We start from the raw sequence: 18,160 nt of genomic DNA on the forward strand, positions 1-18,160 counted from the left end.
AAGCGGTACAAAAGGCACATTAATACATCCGGTTAACGCAAGCGAAACCGCCAGAATCAGTACTATACGCATGTTACACCTTGGTTTTATGATAAGTTTGCATCAATAGCGAGAAGTGTATTGATGACCGCGACACACTGAATATGCGAGCAAAAAAGAAGGATAACACCCTTTCAAGAGATGTTATCCCTCATTTAAGCCAGCGGTTAAACAGAGCATGATTAACCAGATAACCTCCTATCCAAACAAATAGCTGTCCAGATCAGTTGTAACGCCAACGAGTCCATTCTCGACGTTGTCCTGCAAGTAGTTATCTACCCTGGTTTGGCTGTTTTGCTGATATTCGCGGGATTCCGTGAACGCCAACACCAGATCTCCAAGCCCGACACTATCGTCCTGCAGTCTGTCCTGCCAATACTGCTCACCTTCGGGGTCCGGAGCACGTTCCAGCACCTGGCGATAGAGTGTATCCAGTACCTGATCTGCGGTTGGCTCGGTGGCACTACCCAGGAATTCGTCACTGCGTAGAAAGTTTTCAGCCAACGTGACCAAACCATCTTCCTGCTGGCCAGCTTCCAGCCAGTACTCAAAACCGTCCCGGTCGGGTGTTCGGTCCAGCACACCGGTATAAAGACGCACAATGGATGCCGCTAATTGCTGCTCTTCAGCAGAAATGCCGCTTTCGAAGCCAAGTTCGCCGGGGTTCATGTCTTTCAGGTTAACCCCCCAGGTGAGCAGCTTGGAACCCTGTACCAGGGGGTAGCTTGATGCGACATACTCCTTGGAATCTGTAAACGACAGCGCGATTTCTGCTTTATCCGCCGTGTCATTTAACATCGTATTCAACCAGTAGACCCGCCCCTCACCATCAGCCCTGCGGCCCAACACGTTTTGATACAGCGCATCAATAAAGCCGCTGTTTCCGCCTCCCAGCTGATCCACTAATGAGGAAAACTCTGAGGAGGCCACAAACCCATTCGACAGGTCATACAAGCTATTGCCAGTGTTCAGCTGCGTTACCCAATACTCAAGGCCCTCTTTATCTGCCGCACGGCCTAACATTCCTGTATATAGACGGATCACCGGATCCAGCGTCTCGTTTAGATCTGGAAAACGCAACAATGTCTCGGTATTGGCCAATTCTATCGAGAGTGTATCGGGCCAGTTCCAACCATGATCTTCCAGTAGATTGACAAAGGCGTTAAGAGTCGCTTGCTCAGGATCAACGCTGGGCGGAGGTGGTGTAGGCTCGGGCTCAGGTTCGGGCTCAGGCTCAGGTTCGGGCTCAGGCTCAGGCTCAGGTTCGGGCTCAGGTTCGGGCTCAGGCTCAGGCTCAGGCTCAGGCTCAGGCTCAGGTTCGGGCTCAGGCTCAGGTTCGGGCTCAGGCGCTGGTTCGGGCTCAGGCGCTGGTTCGGGTTCAGGCGCTGGTTCGGGCTCATCAAAAGGAACAATCAAACTATCGTTGCCCGTAATCCATGACTGTAGTGTCGCATATTGTGCTTCCACCAAGGTTGCCCAGCTTTTGGTGGATACAACACCAACGACCTGTGGATTATCTCCTGACATGCTCCAGACAGGGCTGCCGCTGCTGCCAGCACTGATTTCGAAGTTATCCAACGAAACCACATCATACACTGGGTCACGAACAACCAAGCCGCTTCCTTCGATCAGACGTGGGCCACTGCTGTCGCGATAATCACTCGGATACCCCGTCACCTGATACGTTTCACCCGCCGTCAGGCCATCTAACCCCAGCCAACCAATGGTATCGCCCAAGGGCTCGGCAATCCCAATCAAGGCGAGGTCTGTCTCGCTTTCTGATTTTGATAAAAAGCCATCATCACGCGGGGTTAGCGTAAAATAATCCAGGCGCTCTCCATTGACCGTGCCAAAAGGGCGTGAGCTGGCATCACGGCCCAACGCAATTGAGATGCTGGTGGCCTGCCCACCTTTGGCCAGGTCATAAACCAAATGGGCAGCCGTCAGAATGTCGTTACGACCCACCAATGTGCCGGAGCCATAAATGCGTGTACCATCTGGAAAGCTGGCTTCGATATAAGCCATGGCAGCATTTGGAAATTCACTGCTCTCTTCGCCAATGTAACGTGTCATAGAACGTTTTCAACCCAGAAGGTTACAAAACGTTAATTTTAGCAGCTAAACTTCAGTGCCATTGGCCGATCAACGTCAACATTTTCGGGTATTTTGGAGCTTATTAGAGACACGTCAAACTACCCTCGTATTCAAAGCCGAAGGTAGTTTGACGCTTAGAGGTTATTATCCAAGTAAATAAGACGCCAAATCTGTCTCCACGCCTGCCAGATCCACCTGAAGGTTATCCTGAAGATAGTTATTCTTAAGATAGTTATCCACCGCAGACTGACTGTTGTGCTGAAACTCGGAGGATTCAGTAAACGCTAACACCAAGTCGCCAAGCGCCATGTCTTCCTGCTCAAATTTATCCTGCCAATAGCGCTTGCCCGATGCATCAGATTTGCGTTCCAGAACCTGCCGATAAAGCGTGTCAAGCACCCTATCAACTGAAAGCTGCGGCTCATCCCCCAGAAACTCGTCACTATTCAGAAAAGTGTTCGCCAGCGTTTCCAACCCACCTTCCTGCTCACCCGCTTCGATCCAGTATTCAAGCCCCTGTTGATCAGGCTCACGATCAAGAACACCGAGATACAGACGCACAACCGACTCAGCAAGCGGTTCTTCAAAAGCAGAAACACCGCTACGACTAAAACCTAATGCATCTGGATTCATACGCTCAAGGTTAACCCCCCAGGTGAGCAGTTTGGTGCCTTGAACAAGCGGATAGCTTGCTTGCACATATTCTTCCGAGTTGGTGAAGGAAAGCACTATTTCAGCTTTATCGTCAGCACTGCCGCTGTTAAGCAGGCTATTCAGCCAATAAACGCGACCCTGACTGTCTGGCGTACGATCAAGTACGTTGTGATAAAGAGCATCAATAAAGCCGCCATCACCGCCACCGAACTGATTAACCACTGAGGAAAATTCTGCGGAGGAAACAAAGTCCCTGGCAAGCTCATCCAGGCGACTGCCTGCATTAAGCTGCTTGACCCAGTATTCAAGCCCTTGCTTGTCAGCAGGGCGGCCCAACATGCCTGTATACAGGCGAACTATTGGGTCGACTGTATCCTTCAAATCTGGAAAATCCAGCAAGGTATCGGTCTTTTCCAGCTCACGACTCAGCTCATCAGGCCAATCCCAGCCATTGGCTTTAAGTTGCGCCACAAACGTTTCCATGATGCCGGGTTCAAGCGCCGGTTCAACCTCTGCTTCAGGGGTCGGTTCAGTCGCGGGCCGGACATCCGGTTCTGGCTCGCGTTTTGGGTCAGGTGTCGGCTCTGGCTCTGGCTCTGGCTCTGGCTCTGGCTCTGGCTCTGGCTCTGGCTCTGGCTCTGGCTCTGGCTCGGGCTCGGGCTCGGGTTCGGGCTGTCGTTCTGGACTCATCGAATGTGAAGACATACTAACGTCAGCCATATCTTCGGAGGCGTCCGCCGTATCGAGATCTGGCATTGATGCTTTGATCAAGCCGTCATTGCCATTAATCCAGGCTTGCAGTTGATTCTGGCTGGCGTCTACCAAAGCGGCCCAACGCTGGGTCGACACAACACCCGCCAACTCAAGCGCGCCGTCATTTTCTAACCAGACGGGGCTACCACTACTGCCTCGGCTTATCTCAAAGTCTTCCAACATGATGAGATCATAATAATGATGCGCACTGGTCGTGCCACTCGACTCAATCAGGCGGGGGCCATTAGCGCCGTAATACTCGCCAGGATAACCGGTAACGTTGTAGTCAGCCTGTTCCGAAAACGCAGCCAACTCAAACCAGCCAAGAGTATCGCCAATGGCATACTCAAGCCCAATCAACGCCATATCATGCTGGCTTTCGGACTGAAGGATGAAATTTGGCTCCTCCAAATCAAGGGCGTGGTAGTCTAGGCTTGCTCCCTTAAATGTATCAAATGGATAGCGGCTGCCATCGCACCCTGGAATCACAGTCACCTCACTGGCTTGTCCGCCACGCGCAGAGTCAAACACCAGATGCGCTGCAGTGAGGATATCGTTAGGGCCTACCAAGGCCCCAGAGCCATAGACAATAGACCCATCAGGGAAAATGGCCTCCACATAGGTCATCGCCGCATAAGGGTATGTACTGCTCTCTTCAGCTATATAGCGCGTCATATTCTTCCCTCCAATAATCCCATAAGATCCATCTACATTAGTTAATATAGATTATCTCAAAGAGACTTGCACGCCCTTAAACAAAAGTTTTTTTGACCGAAGGGCTTGAAGGAAAAGGTGCTCGCTAGAAATTATATATTCAGGGTTAGGCACGACAACGTCTGTGGACGCCACTCTCAGCTCGGCAAATGGCTTCTTTCTTTGCCCACTGTCGCATAAAAAACGCCGCACTGGGCGGCGTTAGCGATCTAACCAAATGATACCATTGGATCAGTGCGTTTCTTTCTTGGGTAGCTCATCGTTCAGCGCATTGGCGTAGGCAATGCGTGCTGTCTGAACAATCGCCAGCTGCTGATTCAAGCGGCTGATTTCCTGGTCGGCCACGCGCAGGTTCATCACCTGATTACGAGCATTTTCAGAAAGATCAGCAACGTTATATTCAGTACCGTCGATAGTGAGGACTTGGGTTTCGTTCTTTTCGGCCATGAAAGGCTCCTTGTTAAATAGAGGTGTGAATGGGTTGAATCGTATATTCAGGATCAATCATCAAAATTGAAGGTGAGATCGTCGTCTTCATCATTATCAAAAAAGGAATCAAGCTCACCGCTTTCCAAAGAGGGTTCGACCGTGCCATGCAATTGCGCCAGTTTTTGCAGATGTTTGAGCTGCGGCATGCTGAATAACTGGGCATAGGCAATTTGTAGTGCGCCACAGGCATTCAGCTCTGCCAACGCCTCGGAGGTCAGATCCAATAGTTTCTTACTATTGATTCTTCTAAGCCCTTTAACATCCGTTTTACCTTTATCTTTTTGGATAGTAATAGGCCATGGCTCAAGCAGACTATGTCGATTCAGAACCTCAACAGCCTGATTCGTTCGCTTAAGACCCACTTCACGGTTGTTAAGGAACTCCAACGTATCTTTTACCGCCTGGGTTGGATTCCCTTGATCATCGAAAAATGCGGTGTCTTGCGGGCCAGCAGATTCACGCAGCAAACCACTCAGTACATCAAAACACAATACGTGCCTTTTTGCGCTCTCATCAACCCCTAGCGCAAAAGGATAAGCGCGATAAAAAGCAGGCGTATAACCGGTCAACCATTTTTGGCTTGCTGGGTGCACATAAAGGTTAACAGCAGCATCTAGTCCTTGTATTGCAACCAGTTTATAGCTTGAGGCTTCTTCTGAATCACCCACAAAGCCCAATGGCATATAGGGTATCAGGTATGCAAGCTCATCAATCAGTACGGGCGCTACCCGGTCTTGGGCAGCATGGGAGTAATCCCTTGCTCGCTGAAAACCTGCAGACGCGTGCTGGCTGCTGCGGAGCGGTTCATATCGGGTCATGATGTCCTCTTTACCGGCTCATTTACAGTACCTGCCATCTATAATAGAGCTTAAGTTAATATTTTTTAAAGGAAAAAAAACCCTCGACCTAGGCCGAGGGTTTCATTGGTCTATCTTCGTTCAGCTGAAGTGATTACCTAAGGCAATTACCTCAGTAAGCGACAACTTAAGCAAAGTTATCAAGGGTGAAGTCTTGAGTCTCACCAAAGTCCATAACGCCTACCAGGCTAGCTTGGTTGTCATCACCATCGCTTGTCACTTCGTAGACGTTGTACACACCGCTGTTGCCGCCTTCGACCATGACAATAGCTTTTGCTTCGTTGCCGACAATGTCACCAGTACCAAAGTCAGCAATACCGTTAGCCACTTGGGCTTCCGTCAGGTTATTGAAGTTAGTGGTATTGGACGTCAGATCATCGAAATCGATGATGTGAACACCGTTGGCTTTCAGATCAAGCTCAGTAGCAACACGGTCACGAGACGCCGTAGAGCCGGATGCAGACGCTTCATTGTCCAGGAAGGCAGTGAAGTCCAACACATCGCCATTGTCGCCATCGTTGAAGTGAGCGATGGTGTTACGGACGAAGTCAGTACCAGCGTCAATCACAACGGTATCAGTCGTATCGTCGTTAGAGCTCAGAACGATAACGTCATTACCAGTACCGGCATTAACAGTATTTACACCGCCAGTAGAGGAGTTAGTACCTTCATCACCTAGCATTACAGCGGCTTTGGCAGAAGCATCGCTGTAGGCACTCGCCAAGTCGCCAGCGCCAATGGTGGAGTCGCTGTACTTTTCACGCAGTGCGTTAACCAGGTTGTTGTTGAAGTCGTTGCTTTCAATATCATCAGCGTCGCGAGTTTCAATCTGAACCAGTTCATCACCAGCAACGGTCTCACCGTCGACCAGGTAGTTAACTTCCAGATTACCTTCACTGGTGACAGTTGCTGTGGCTAAGCTGCTGAACACACGGTCTTCGTTGATCAGATCAGCGACAGCCTGGTAAAGGTCACGCTCATCAGTGATAACACCTTCACGAGCATTCACTTTTACCGTACGCTCAATGCCGTTGTTGTATGAGTCAACCGCGCCGTGATCACCCGGGAACTGCAACGTAACCGTTACTTCACGATTGTCAAGCAATTCAACTAGGCTAACGCCACCTTCGCTGTTAAAGAAGGCATCGCTTTCCACAGGCGCTGCAAGAACAGCCATGGTTTTCATACCAGTGTTTTCGGCGTAGATAATATCGTTATTACCGCCGGACTCAACCATCAGGCTGTTGCCGCCACCTGTGATGACATCTTTACCAGCACCTGTTGTTACAGTCGCAAGATTAACGACAGGGTTAAAGACATTTTCAGCATCAGACGAAGACAACATCACTGTGTTATCACCGCCAGTAGAGGTGATGTCAACAGACGTCTTGGAAGTTTCAGAACCAGAGTCAAACGCCGTGTTGCTCAGCATAACGTCGATCATGTCATTGCCGTCACCTGTGGTGATGGTGTGATCCAACGTTGTAGCGTAATCAGCAAAGTAAGCAACATTGCCGCCGCCAGTTGCAGAGAAATTAGCAACGTTCTCAACACGGTCTACGTTACCGATGGTCAGGAACTCGCCAAGGAAATCATCAGCGTTAACGGTAGACACCAAACCAGCATCGTTATCAAAGCCGTTGCGGATCGTCAGGTCAGCGTGAGTCTCACCATCAACAAAATCTTCATGAGTGAAGATTTTGACGGTGTCCATGCCGCCTTCATTCTGACCAGTGTTCAACCAGCCGATGTCACTAGGCTTATGATCAGCGCCCAGAACAGCAACGTTGAAGACTTCAATGCTGCCGCCAGCTTTACCACCAACGTAGAAATCACCACCGTTATCACCACGGCCAGCTTTGTAAAGCTCGACGTTGGTAGTGATCGGGTTGTCAGTTGTCAGTTCGCCACCCTGAACCCAGGTGTTCAAACCGTCAAAGTTTTCGATATTACTGTTCAGCTCGATCGGACCTGTAGACAGGGCTTCTGTTGTGCTGACCAGCTGTACCGGGCTGTAACTACCAGCTACCTGACCTTGAGAGAAGCCTTCAATGTCATCAGTAAAAACAGCTGTACGCTCAGGCATTACAGTTGCTGAAACACCGGAAATGCCCTGCTCGTTCAGCTCAGCATTGATAGCATTCGCAACATCCTGGTAGGTGTCTGAACCTTCAATATCTACGTTAACTTCCTGGTCACCAACAGAGAAAACAACGCCACTGAAGCCATCCAGCGGATCATCGCTCTGTGCCAGTTCAAGCGTATTAACGATACGCAGCTCGATGTTGAACTCAGTCTCTGAACCAGACAGCAGATAGTTTTCGTCAAAATAGACGGTCATATCTGACTGGTTGCTGTTACCAGAGTTAGCATTGGACGTGTGGTCCATGCGGAACGTCAGCGAGTCAGTGTTACGCACACCGCCATCACTGGTCTTGGTGGTGACATCCTGAATCACCAGGTTCGCGTTGCTGTCTTTAGACCATACGTTGACCAGGTCGTACATGTCAGCAGCATTCAGTGTAACCGTGCTGTCTGCAAAGGTACTAAAACCGTTTGTTCCAGTCTCAATGGCGTTAACAACAACGTTTTCTACGTTTTCGGTAGACGGACGAACAGCACCTGAGAAGCCGGTAACGAAAGCATCGTCAACCAACTGAGCGTTCAGAGTGTCATTACCAGCGCCGCCGTCAAGCATATCACCAGAATTCAGTGTATTGCCGTTAGCGAAATTGATGGTGGTGATCGGAGCTTCGAAGGTATCGTCGTTGGCAGTACCTTCAACCATATCAGCGTTTGCTGTGTGCTGAATGGTTTCACCCGGTGTAGCAGGCTCTTCCGGCTCTTCCGGCTCTTCCGATCCAGAAGGAATACCAGCAATAACGCTACTGATGGACACGGCATCAAGGTCAGTATCAACATCTACTGTCGACAAGAAGTTAGCTGCATATTCGTCAGCAGCGTTACCTGAATGAGCTTCACCCGCAGCTTCGGTGTACATATCAGCTGCAGCCACTTTAGCTGCCAGCGTAGAAGCGTCTTGTGCATCGGTATCGGTTGCGTTCTGAACGATGGTCAGGGCAATGTTTGCCAGGTCCAGCTCACCGCTTTCCAGTTTCTCGGTGTAAAAAGCCAGGCCGCCAGCATCAGCATCGCGACCAAACGCTTGCTGATAAATGCCGTTAACCAGCGCTTCGTTACCCATATCGCCAAAGCGCTCTGTGTACTCAGCAGAGTTACCAAAAGCGCTGATAGCGGCGTCAATGCCGTTGGCTTCGATTTCTTCTGCCCAGAACTGTAGGCCGGCGGCGTCAGCAGGACGGCCGTAATAAGCGACATACAGTTGTTGAGCTAGATTCAAATTTTCTTGTGTTGCCATGGGACTATAGTCTCCTTGCTTAAGAAAGATACCACCAAACCGGGTGGCACTTATCAACCTTGAGCGCTCAAGGTATTCGTTGGGTTCCTCACCGTAATGCGGTTTTCAGCGAACAGGCCAAGCCTGAAGCCGATACACCTGCACTACTTTAACCTAGTGGAACTCGCCTAATGTAATGTCACGCATAAAGCCAAGTCAATGTCAGCAGTGACATTTAGCGTACGCACGGCACGCTATAAAACCATTTATTGACGCACGGCAGTAATTAAAATGCAGTGCATCGAATGTGTACGAATTACTAGGTTAAATTTTCATGAGTCACCGTCATGATTTTTCAACATCGCGCTAAGTCAGTTTTCGAACACTGATCGATAACATCACTATAAAGCCACCTTGGGCAAAGATGCAACAAGCATGTGCGCTTCGCATGCATTTATACCTTTCTGATGGCTGACATTTATCTATCAATGCTGGCTAATCACTCTAATTAGTTGTCTATTCAGGTCAAGGGGCCACTTGAGAAGAAAGCCGTTTTTTCACAATTCCCTGACCTGCAGGGTAATTTTCAAGCTTGACACTGATTTCAGTTAACTTTCAAAACGCTTCAATTGTTAAAATAATTGATGACATATCTGGCGCTGCCATTTTTATTGGTTGAGCGCCTCTTTAATACATGAGTTTTGTGACAACCTGATGCCAGGAGATCTGCGCGGCGTGATAAGCCTCACGACCCTGCCTCCCCATGCGCTTTGCCTGATTACGGTTGGCATAGGCGCTATCCAAAGCAGCGGCCAATGCCTGTGATGTGGGGTCACACTGCCAGCCAGTCACGGCATGTTCCACGAAGGCAGTGGGGCCGCCACTGTCGGTACAGGTAATCACCGGTTTGGATGCCAGCATCGCTTCTAACGTCACATAGCCATAGTCTTCATCAAAGGTGGGGAATGCTACGGCCAGCGCATGGGCATACAGCGTATGCTTTTCCTGTTCGGAAATATGTCCTAACAGGCGCACCCGGTTCCCCAACTGCAAACGTTCGATCTGCGCTTCGAGCAGATGGCGCTGGCTGCCGTCGCCAGTGAGCAGCAAGGTCACGGGGGTCTGGGTCAATGCCATCGCCTCTATCAGCAACGACTGGCGTTTCAGTGGCTCCAGGCGGCTTGGGTAGAACACATACCCCCAATCATCGCCACAGGTAAACTGCTCGGCCTGATAAGGCGGGTGGTAAAGGGGTTCTGCAGTCACGTCGTTATGGTATTTCAGACGCTCAGCAACGCGGGGCGAGTTGGCAAACAGCTGCTTGGCACGACCAAGATGGTGCTGATCAAACGCTTCTACCTGGGGTTTTAACGCCGCCAGGGCAGGGCTGGCCAAGGCAGGATCGTAAAGTTCATAGCAAACGCGATGCTGGTGCATCAACCAGATAACATGTTCTGGGTGCTGCACGCCATAGGTAGGAAATTGCAGGCTGATCACACGATCAACCTCAACATCATTCGGGGAGCTAAGTTCCAGCGTCTCAGCAAACGCCATCTGGCGTTCAATCTGCGCTTCTTCATAATGAAATGGCAGGCGCAGGCATTCCACCTGATGACCGTAACGCCGCAACGCGGCGACCAAGCCTTCAATATGGTAATTGGCACCACCGGCAATAAAAGGCGTGTGATTCGCCGTCACCAGAATTTTCATGGTGCCTCCTTTTCTTTGCCGCTTAACGCTTTCTCAGCGTTTTTCAGCATTTCTGCCATAGCAGCGGCCTGGTCAACGCTTAGCCATTCGACAGGCTGTGAGGAAGAGTCACGCGATGCAGCATTAAGCTGTTCCACGATATGCTGCTGAATATCTGCTATTTCCGCCAGCGTCATGGCAAGCGCTTGATGCTCCTTTTGGCGCTTGCCGTAGTGGGCAAGAATGTCGTAATACTCGGCCTCTTCTCGCCAGCGCTGTTCGTAGCTGCGCCACAGCAGGCCCGCAAACTCTCGCCACGCTATGAGCCCGATGCGACGAACACCTGGCAGAGCAACCAGGCACCGATAGCCACGCTCCAGTCGACGCAGGCTGCCTGGCAACTGCAGGCCCTGCTGTTGGATATAGGCTTGCGCTTCGTTGGACTGCAACAGGGCAATCAGCATCGCGACCCGTCCTTCACGGGCCGCCAGCTGCCGATAATAGATAGCGCCTTGCTGGTCCGAGGAGCGTCCGACCAAAAACCGGTAAGCACGCTCGACAAAAAGGTCATCCTCAAGATGCGCACTCAATAACTCCGCCAGTCGCGGTGCCTGCGGCTCATAAAGCCGGTGATATGACTCGTCCAAGATAGGTGCCAGTCGCGTCTGCCATAGCGTTAACCAGCGTTTGATCGCCAGTGAGTCCTGCGCATCAACTAAGGCGGCCTGGTCTTTGAGGCGCGTAATCAAAGCATCCATGCCGAATTCCGGGTCAGTCATGCCGAAGATCCCATCTCAAACGTGCAATCCAGCCGACAGAAACCCGAAAACTTGCTGTAGCGATAACCGGCAACTTCAAAGGTATCCAGGCTGTCATGCCACCAATAGCAGTCATCCAGATGATGATCACTGGAATGCAGCGCCGCTGAAAGAGTGTACTTGCCGGGTGCGATGTCTGCCTTGATACGTACGACGACATCCCGCTCTTCGCCTTCCTGCATACTGAATGTCTGCTTATGCTGGTGGGTATTCTGGCCAAACACATCCTGCCCATAACGGTCACGCAGCAATACCCCCAAGGCGATATCATCAAGCGTAGCGTTGGCTTTCAGGTGCAGGTGGATCTCGAGAACTTCACCACTGGCGATCATTGGGCTTTCGCTATCCTGGCCCTGAATATGACAATCCGTCACGACAACTTCCTGGGTGCCGAAAGCGCCCGCTTCTCCGTCGCGCAGATCATCGCCCTCAGCCTGCTCCGCCATGATGCGATTATAATGATTAACCGCACCTTCCGGGTCACCATCATGAATCAGGCAACCGCCTTCCAGCACAATCGCTCGGTCACATAACACCTTCACCGCATTGAGGTCGTGGGAGACAAACAGAATCGCACCGCCTTCCTGTTTGAACTGACGAATGCGCTGAATGCATTTTTGCTGGAAGTAGCCATCGCCAACAGAGAGCGCTTCGTCAACCAGAAAACAGGCCGGATCGGCGTGAATGGCGATCGCAAACCCAAGCCGCATGACCATGCCGGAAGAATAGGTGCGTAGCGGCTCATGGATATACTCACCCAACTCGCAGAAATCGATAATCGCCTCTCGATGATGCTCGATATCCGAGTGGTTCATTCCCAACATCAGCGCATTGATGGTGATGTTATCAATGCCGCTGAGCTCCGGGTTGAATCCGGTACCCAGTTCCAGTAACCCGGTCACTCGACCATCAATCTGCAGCGTGCCCGCATCGGGCATCAGCACACCGGTGAGGAGCTTTAGAAGGGTGGATTTCCCCGCACCATTACGCCCCAGCACACCCAGCACTTCACCTGGAGCAACTTCAAAGCTGATGTTATCCAGTGCAACATGCTGGGAATGATGACTTTTTCCCGTCAGCGCTTCCTTCAGGCGTTCCCGTGGTGAGGCAAATAGCTTGAAGGATTTATGCAGATTTTTAACAACTATCACTGTCATCTCCTGATGCGCTGAACGTTAATAACACGCGCAGTGGCGCCATCAAAGCGAATCACGCAGGTCACGTTCGGTGCGTTTGAGCAACCAGAAGGCGACGTACAATAACCCAAGGGTTACCACCAGCATGGTCGCCAGCCCCGCGATGCCTGGCAGGCGTTGATACAGAATCAACTCGCGGTAGGCATCAATAAACTGAAACATCGGATTGAGGCTGATCAGCCCCATCGCCCAGCTGGGAATAATATCGTCAACGTACACAATCGGCGTTAGCCAGAACCACACTGGCAGAAGTACTGCGACACCTTCACGGATATCTTTCAGGTAGACCGCCAGAATGGCGAGCGAGAACCCCAGCGCATAGGTAAAGCTCAATTGCAGGGCCAATATCACGGGAATCATCAACCAGTGCCAGTCGATGGGGAAGCCGATCATGAGCAGAAATATCGCGAAAAACCCCATACTGATGAGATACACGACAATTTCCGCCAGTAACACCGAGAGTGGCAACGCTGCCAGGGAGGTGTTGATCTTGGTGATCATCCCGGCCCGCTCGATAAACAGGTTGGTAATCGCGCTCAGGCTCTTGGCAAACGCCGTCCAGGCGAGAATCCCGCTGATCAGATAGATACTGTAGGTAAATCGCTCGACTTCAGCACCAAAGCCTTCAAGACGTGCCCCCATGATGGCCGAAAAGATCAGCACGAACACCAGGATATTGATCAAGGGTGAGAGCAACGTCCAGAGCCGCCCCAGCACCGACCCTTTATGGCGATCTATCAACTCCTGACGCGTTAGCAGAATAATTAACGGTAAATGCTGACGCCACCAGCTCATTCCCTGATGCACCCGTTGTTTCAGTGCCGATTGCGGCTCGCTGTTACCAGACAATGCCATGGGTACGGCTCCTTAAATGGGTGAATTTGATGACGGGTAATGATCACTTAACAACGCCGCTAGCCATTGCTCGCTGCTCTGCTGCCAACCCTGGCATGGCATGCCTTCAGACGAGACAACACGGCCGGACTCCCAGTCACGCGCCCAGCCTTGCAACGCCTGAGCCAGTGCTTGCGGCGTATCCGCCTGGAAATACGTCGCGTACTCGCCCGCTACTTCACGAAAGACCGGAATATCCCGGGCAAGAATCGCAATGCCGTGATGAGCTGCTTCGATCAACGGCAGGCCAAAGCCTTCTCCGTAAGAAGCGGCTACCAGTACATGGCTGCGCTGATAAAGTGTCTCAAGCAGCGTATCACTGGCTCCCTGTGCCCAGAAAAGCTGACGGTTTCGGCGTGGGTGCTGTTTGATCCGTCGAATCAGATCATCTACCTGCCAGCCCTGCTTGCCGACAATCACCAGATTGATAGCCGCATTGTCAGCCCAGCACTGCTCTATGGCATCCAGTACCTGGCGATGTCCTTTACGCGGCTCAATCGTGCCGACCATTAACAGGATAGGCCCCTGGCAGTGTTCAAGCGGTTGAAGCCACTGCTCCTCGCTTTTGCTTAACGCCTCATCGGCGCTGCGCATCGGCGACTGAAAATCCGCGCCCAGATGAAAAGGCTGAACCCAGGGGCGATGCCTTTCATCCAGGTCCCGCTGGTCCAGCTCAGCCTCAACCACGTCAGCGACATGGCGGGAAACACAGGTAATACCATCGGCCAGCTCACTGATCGACGCAAACCATTCGTCCATGGTGGCCGGTATATGCTCGGGAAAACACTCAGGAAGCGATAAAGGCAGCAGATCGTGAACGGTAAAATAAAAGCGTACGCCATTGGCGCGCATTCGGCGCATCACATGGCCTGCCTGTTTGAGTAACGGGGGAGCCCACTCCAGGGTCACGTAGCGATCTCCTGGGCGCGCTTCCACGGGCATATCCGGCCCAGGCGGTGTCAGGCCCAGCTGCTCACTGGCAAAGCCACGCGCCAGATAAAAGTCATCGCCGCCCCAGCGAATCAACTCCACCCGCCAGCCTGCAGGTGGATGGCGCAAGAGGTGATCAGCAATCCGCCGTGTAACCCGCTCAATGCCCGTTTTCAGGTCTTCCCAGGCGATGGTACTGACGTCGAACAGTAATCGGGGCGCATTTTCATCCGGCGTGACATCGACCTCGCTCAACACCTGCGTCAGCTGTTTGGCGGTTTCCGGCTTTTGCAGCGCGGTAGTTAATGGTGCATGGGCCGCCAGCTGATCGAGAAACCGTTCGTACCGATAGCGCGATGCTTTCAGGGGGGCTTCCACAATGGCATGGCGATATTGCTCGGCCACCCGTTCTGGCGCCAGCATGGTGGCAACATAATCACGCCCGGCCTGCCCGAGCTGCTCGCGCTCGTCATCGTCGGCGCACAGCTGACACAGTGCCTGGCGCAACGACGCCAATAACTGTGTTTCTGGCTCATCGGCCAATTGCCAGTGGCTGTGTTCAGGAAGCTCCGCGCTACTGCCGTGCGCATTGGCAACGACCGCAACGCCATACGCCATGGCATCAAAAATGGCCCCGGAGGTTTCCCCCCGGGAATGCGTGCGCAACTGCACGGCAATATCAGCGGCCTGCAACCATTGCTGGTAGGTTTCGCGGGAGGCATAGCCGGTGACGGTCACTTGATGCCCAAAAGGATGACGCTTGAGGTAGCGTGTCAGTGCATGACCATAGTCGCCACTGTGCTGGGCACCGACCAGCACCAGACGCACGGGGCGATCCGTTGCACGGACAACCGGTGGTGGAGCCTGCTCATCAGTATCACCGAGAAATGCCTCCAGCAGCAGGTGGGTAAGCTTTTTGGGGTTGATCCCACCGAAGCTGGCAATGACCCGCTCATCGGCACGGATTCCCAATGACTGGCGTGCCACCTGCTTGTCAAAAGGGACAGGAAGTTGACGCAGGTGCGGAATCAGGTACGTCGGCGCTAAATGCCCATGCTGCCAGTGTTCAGCCAATGAGCGGGCAAACTCAGAATGATAGATCAAGCCACCCGCCTGGCGTGTCACCAAGCCATTGACAGGGTATTGTTCAGCACCACGCCCGTTTTGTGCCGCGTCGGCATGGGCAAGCAAGGCGGGATAACCGTGGTCTTCATACAGCTGCTGCGTCAGGGCATCAGGTTTCAACCCGCTTTCATTCAGCCACCAGACAGCATCAAACAAAAAGTAATCGTGCAACACCACAATCCCCGGGTGCTGTTGCAATAAACCAAACTGGTAGGCGTGGTAGAGCGAATTCCCCACCTGATACAGGAGATAATCAAACTCGCTGGCCCGCTGGCTGAACGCATCCGGATCCATACAGGCGTACGCCTGGCGCAGCGCCGGGTCCAGCTCAGGCTGGTCGACCACCAGCGTCAAGGTGAAATGTGCGGCCAGATAGGGCAACAGCTCAGCACTGTAGCTGGCAATGCCTGTCGCTTGTGGGGGCAAGGGAGAGACAAAGGCCAAGGTCGGTTTGTCAGCATCATTCGATGAAGGGGTTGGCGCTGACAAGGCCATTGTATCGCCGTTGGCAATGTTCACTATTCCTGCCGGCGCCAGTGCTTTCACCATATGCTGCACGACAATATCCACCAGGGTGTCACTCACGGCAGCTAGCACCTGCTCCTGATCCGGCAGCAGCGTGTGACACCGCGCGGGAGCAATCCCAAGATCATACAGATGCCGGTGACAGGCAATTAATGCCGCGTGATCAAACCCGAGTAACAAAACGTGAGCAGCCGCGATATCGGCCTGCCCCTCCTGCGCGAGGGCATCCGACAATGCAGCCAACCAATCTTCTTCCTCGGAGAGTGACGAGGCGTGACGGCGATCGGCAATATAAAGCATGACGTTATTCATGGGTCGATGGCTTCCTGCGCTGTTCGAGTCCATTCATCAACTGCTGCTGTCGCTCGCCATAGCCTTCGATACGGTTGGGTGCGGCCATTGCGCTGTACTGTCCGGCCTGAACCAGGCGGATAACCCAGCCTTTGAGTCTCGGAAAAGGGGTCAACAAACGCTGACCCAGACGCCTGAGTCGCGGATAGCGGATCAACAGTTTGACGATGGGGCGCAGTCGCCGTTTGATGGCAGCCTTGATCACGCGTCACTCCTTGTGGTTTCGGGGAAGCCTTTCGAGACATCAATTCGCGTCGTTTCAGTGGTGTTCTTTCGACGTTGCAGTGAGTTTTTCATCCACTAGACGGATCAACCCTTGGGCAAAGCAGGCATCACTGAACTGTTCGGCGTGATGACGACAGACGGACGGTGAAAAATCATGCGCCTCGAAGGTCTCAATGGCATCTCCCAGGCTGGCGACTGTTTGCTGGCCAAAATGCACACCGGTCGCTTCCTCGTGATGCTCCAGACCCTTGACCGTTTCCAGCGCGCCGCCATGGCCATATGCGACCACTGGCGTGCCACATGCCTGGGCTTCCAGAGGCACAATACCGAAATCTTCGTCAGCAGCGAACACAAAAGCCCTAGCACGCTGCATAAGATCGTGTAGCTTTTCTCCCTGCAGGTAACCCAGCAGCTCAATATGCTCATGGCCTTCTGCCAGCTGCGCAAGACGTTTGAACTCCGGTCCATCGCCCACCACTTTCAGCGTACGTTTCTGCGGGTCCTGAGCAAACGTCTGAACAATCAGATCCATGCGTTTATAAGGCACCAATCGGGAAGCTGCCAGATAATACGCCTCTCGCGGCCCGGCATGCAGAGCAAAGCTTTCGGTATCCACCGGCGGATAAAGCACATCAGCGTCACGACGATAATACTTGGCGATACGCTGGGCAACATTGTGGGAGTTGGCCATGAAGGCATCCACCTGAGTGGCCGTAAAGTAATCCCATTGACGTAGGCGCTTGAGGGTTTTACGTACGTAAGCCTCCATACCGGGTACGCGAAATCCCGCGTCTTCCAGATAGGTTTCTTTCATATCCCAGGCGTAGCGCATTGGTGTGTGGCAATAACACAGATGTGCCTGGCCAGGATGCGTAATAACGCCTTTGGCTACTGCGTGACTGGATGAAATCACCAGATCAAAGCCGCGCAGATCAAACTGCTCAATAGCGTAAGGCATCAACGGTAGGCAATGACGATAAAAACGACTCACCATAGGCAAGCGCTGCAAACCACTGGTATGGATGCGGTGCCGGTTCAGCCAGGGCGCGGCGTCATCAGCCAACGTATGTACCAGGGTAAAAATTTCTGCCTGGGGAAAGACCTCCGCCAACCCTTTGAGCACTTTTTCAGCACCACCGTTGACCACCAGCCAGTCATGCACAAGAGCGACACGCAGGTGCTGAAAGTGCGATTTAGGGACTTCTTGCATGATGACCTGCTTTCCATGTCGAGCGGAATAAAGCGTTATAGCTTAAAGCAAGCATGGCGTTGGCTCCAGCCAACAGAACAAACACAGCTTCATAAAAAAATCCCAAGCCTGCTGTCAGGCTCGGGGTACACTTTTTGCTCGATAGCGGGTCAGTGAAACATCATCCGCATGGATTACATCAACCCGTGACATTCACAAGACAAACCAGAGAAGCTTGGCGGATTGCTCCCCAACACAAG

The 18,160-nt window shown here is 52.4% G+C and carries 12 protein-coding genes; all 12 read right to left on the reverse strand.

Annotated features, from left to right (window positions below):
• Positions 1 to 237 precede the first annotated feature (237 nt).
• Positions 238 to 2,112, reverse strand: a complete 1,875-nt coding sequence (locus tag ACU6TU_RS16655) for a DUF4214 domain-containing protein (RefSeq protein ID WP_447142484.1) — start codon at positions 2,110 to 2,112, stop codon at positions 238 to 240.
• A 165-nt stretch (positions 2,113 to 2,277) separates the two neighbouring features.
• Positions 2,278 to 4,215 carry a DUF4214 domain-containing protein gene (locus ACU6TU_RS16660; RefSeq protein WP_447142485.1) on the reverse strand — a complete coding sequence of 646 codons (1,938 nt, stop codon included), beginning with the start codon at positions 4,213 to 4,215 and terminating at the stop codon, positions 2,278 to 2,280.
• Positions 4,216 to 4,485: 270 nt separating this feature from the next.
• The gene (locus ACU6TU_RS16665) at positions 4,486 to 4,701 is read right to left on the reverse strand and encodes a DUF6447 family protein (RefSeq protein WP_447142486.1); all 216 of its coding nucleotides are present in this window, start codon (positions 4,699 to 4,701) and stop codon (positions 4,486 to 4,488) included.
• 53 nt (positions 4,702 to 4,754) lie between these two features.
• Positions 4,755 to 5,561, reverse strand: coding sequence for a SapC family protein (locus tag ACU6TU_RS16670; RefSeq protein ID WP_447142487.1), 807 nt, complete (start codon positions 5,559 to 5,561; stop codon positions 4,755 to 4,757).
• 166 nt (positions 5,562 to 5,727) lie between these two features.
• Positions 5,728 to 8,979, reverse strand: coding sequence for a DUF4214 domain-containing protein (locus tag ACU6TU_RS16675; protein ID WP_447142488.1), 3,252 nt, complete (start codon positions 8,977 to 8,979; stop codon positions 5,728 to 5,730).
• A gap of 666 nt (positions 8,980 to 9,645) precedes the next feature.
• The gene (locus tag ACU6TU_RS16680) at positions 9,646 to 10,668 is read right to left on the reverse strand and encodes a glycosyltransferase family 4 protein (RefSeq protein ID WP_447142489.1); all 1,023 of its coding nucleotides are present in this window, start codon (positions 10,666 to 10,668) and stop codon (positions 9,646 to 9,648) included.
• Complete coding sequence (locus ACU6TU_RS16685) at positions 10,665 to 11,426, reverse strand: DUF4214 domain-containing protein (protein ID WP_447142490.1); 762 nt, start codon at positions 11,424 to 11,426, stop codon at positions 10,665 to 10,667. Before ACU6TU_RS16685 ends, ACU6TU_RS16680 begins: the two co-directional genes overlap by 4 nt.
• Positions 11,423 to 12,616, reverse strand: coding sequence for an ABC transporter ATP-binding protein (locus tag ACU6TU_RS16690; RefSeq protein ID WP_447142491.1), 1,194 nt, complete (start codon positions 12,614 to 12,616; stop codon positions 11,423 to 11,425). Before ACU6TU_RS16690 ends, ACU6TU_RS16685 begins: the two co-directional genes overlap by 4 nt.
• Positions 12,617 to 12,664: 48 nt before the next feature.
• A complete protein-coding gene (locus ACU6TU_RS16695) occupies positions 12,665 to 13,516 on the reverse strand; it encodes an ABC transporter permease (RefSeq protein WP_447142492.1) in 852 nt (283 codons plus the stop codon).
• 12 nt (positions 13,517 to 13,528) lie between these two features.
• Positions 13,529 to 16,447, reverse strand: a complete 2,919-nt coding sequence (locus tag ACU6TU_RS16700; RefSeq protein ID WP_447142493.1) for a glycosyltransferase — start codon at positions 16,445 to 16,447, stop codon at positions 13,529 to 13,531.
• Complete coding sequence (locus tag ACU6TU_RS16705; RefSeq protein ID WP_447142494.1) at positions 16,440 to 16,691, reverse strand: hypothetical protein; 252 nt, start codon at positions 16,689 to 16,691, stop codon at positions 16,440 to 16,442. The genes ACU6TU_RS16700 and ACU6TU_RS16705 overlap by 8 nt, the downstream gene beginning before the upstream one ends.
• A 54-nt stretch (positions 16,692 to 16,745) precedes the next feature.
• A complete protein-coding gene (locus ACU6TU_RS16710) occupies positions 16,746 to 17,921 on the reverse strand; it encodes a glycosyltransferase (RefSeq protein WP_447142495.1) in 1,176 nt (391 codons plus the stop codon).
• Positions 17,922 to 18,160 lie beyond the last annotated feature (239 nt).

Source organism: Halomonas sp. LS-001 (genome assembly GCF_052983955.1).

Coding starts and splice junctions, on each gene's coding strand:
- ACU6TU_RS16710 (WP_447142495.1), bottom strand. CDS start 17,921: ATGCAAGAAGTCCCTAAATCGCACTTTCAGCACCTGCGTGTCGCTCTT.
- ACU6TU_RS16660 (WP_447142485.1), bottom strand. CDS start 4,215: ATGACGCGCTATATAGCTGAAGAGAGCAGTACATACCCTTATGCGGCG.
- ACU6TU_RS16655 (WP_447142484.1), bottom strand. CDS start 2,112: ATGACACGTTACATTGGCGAAGAGAGCAGTGAATTTCCAAATGCTGCC.
- ACU6TU_RS16700 (WP_447142493.1), bottom strand. CDS start 16,447: ATGAATAACGTCATGCTTTATATTGCCGATCGCCGTCACGCCTCGTCA.
- ACU6TU_RS16685 (WP_447142490.1), bottom strand. CDS start 11,426: ATGACTGACCCGGAATTCGGCATGGATGCTTTGATTACGCGCCTCAAA.
- ACU6TU_RS16675 (WP_447142488.1), bottom strand. CDS start 8,979: ATGGCAACACAAGAAAATTTGAATCTAGCTCAACAACTGTATGTCGCT.
- ACU6TU_RS16665 (WP_447142486.1), bottom strand. CDS start 4,701: ATGGCCGAAAAGAACGAAACCCAAGTCCTCACTATCGACGGTACTGAA.
- ACU6TU_RS16670 (WP_447142487.1), bottom strand. CDS start 5,561: ATGACCCGATATGAACCGCTCCGCAGCAGCCAGCACGCGTCTGCAGGT.
- ACU6TU_RS16680 (WP_447142489.1), bottom strand. CDS start 10,668: ATGAAAATTCTGGTGACGGCGAATCACACGCCTTTTATTGCCGGTGGT.
- ACU6TU_RS16695 (WP_447142492.1), bottom strand. CDS start 13,516: ATGGCATTGTCTGGTAACAGCGAGCCGCAATCGGCACTGAAACAACGG.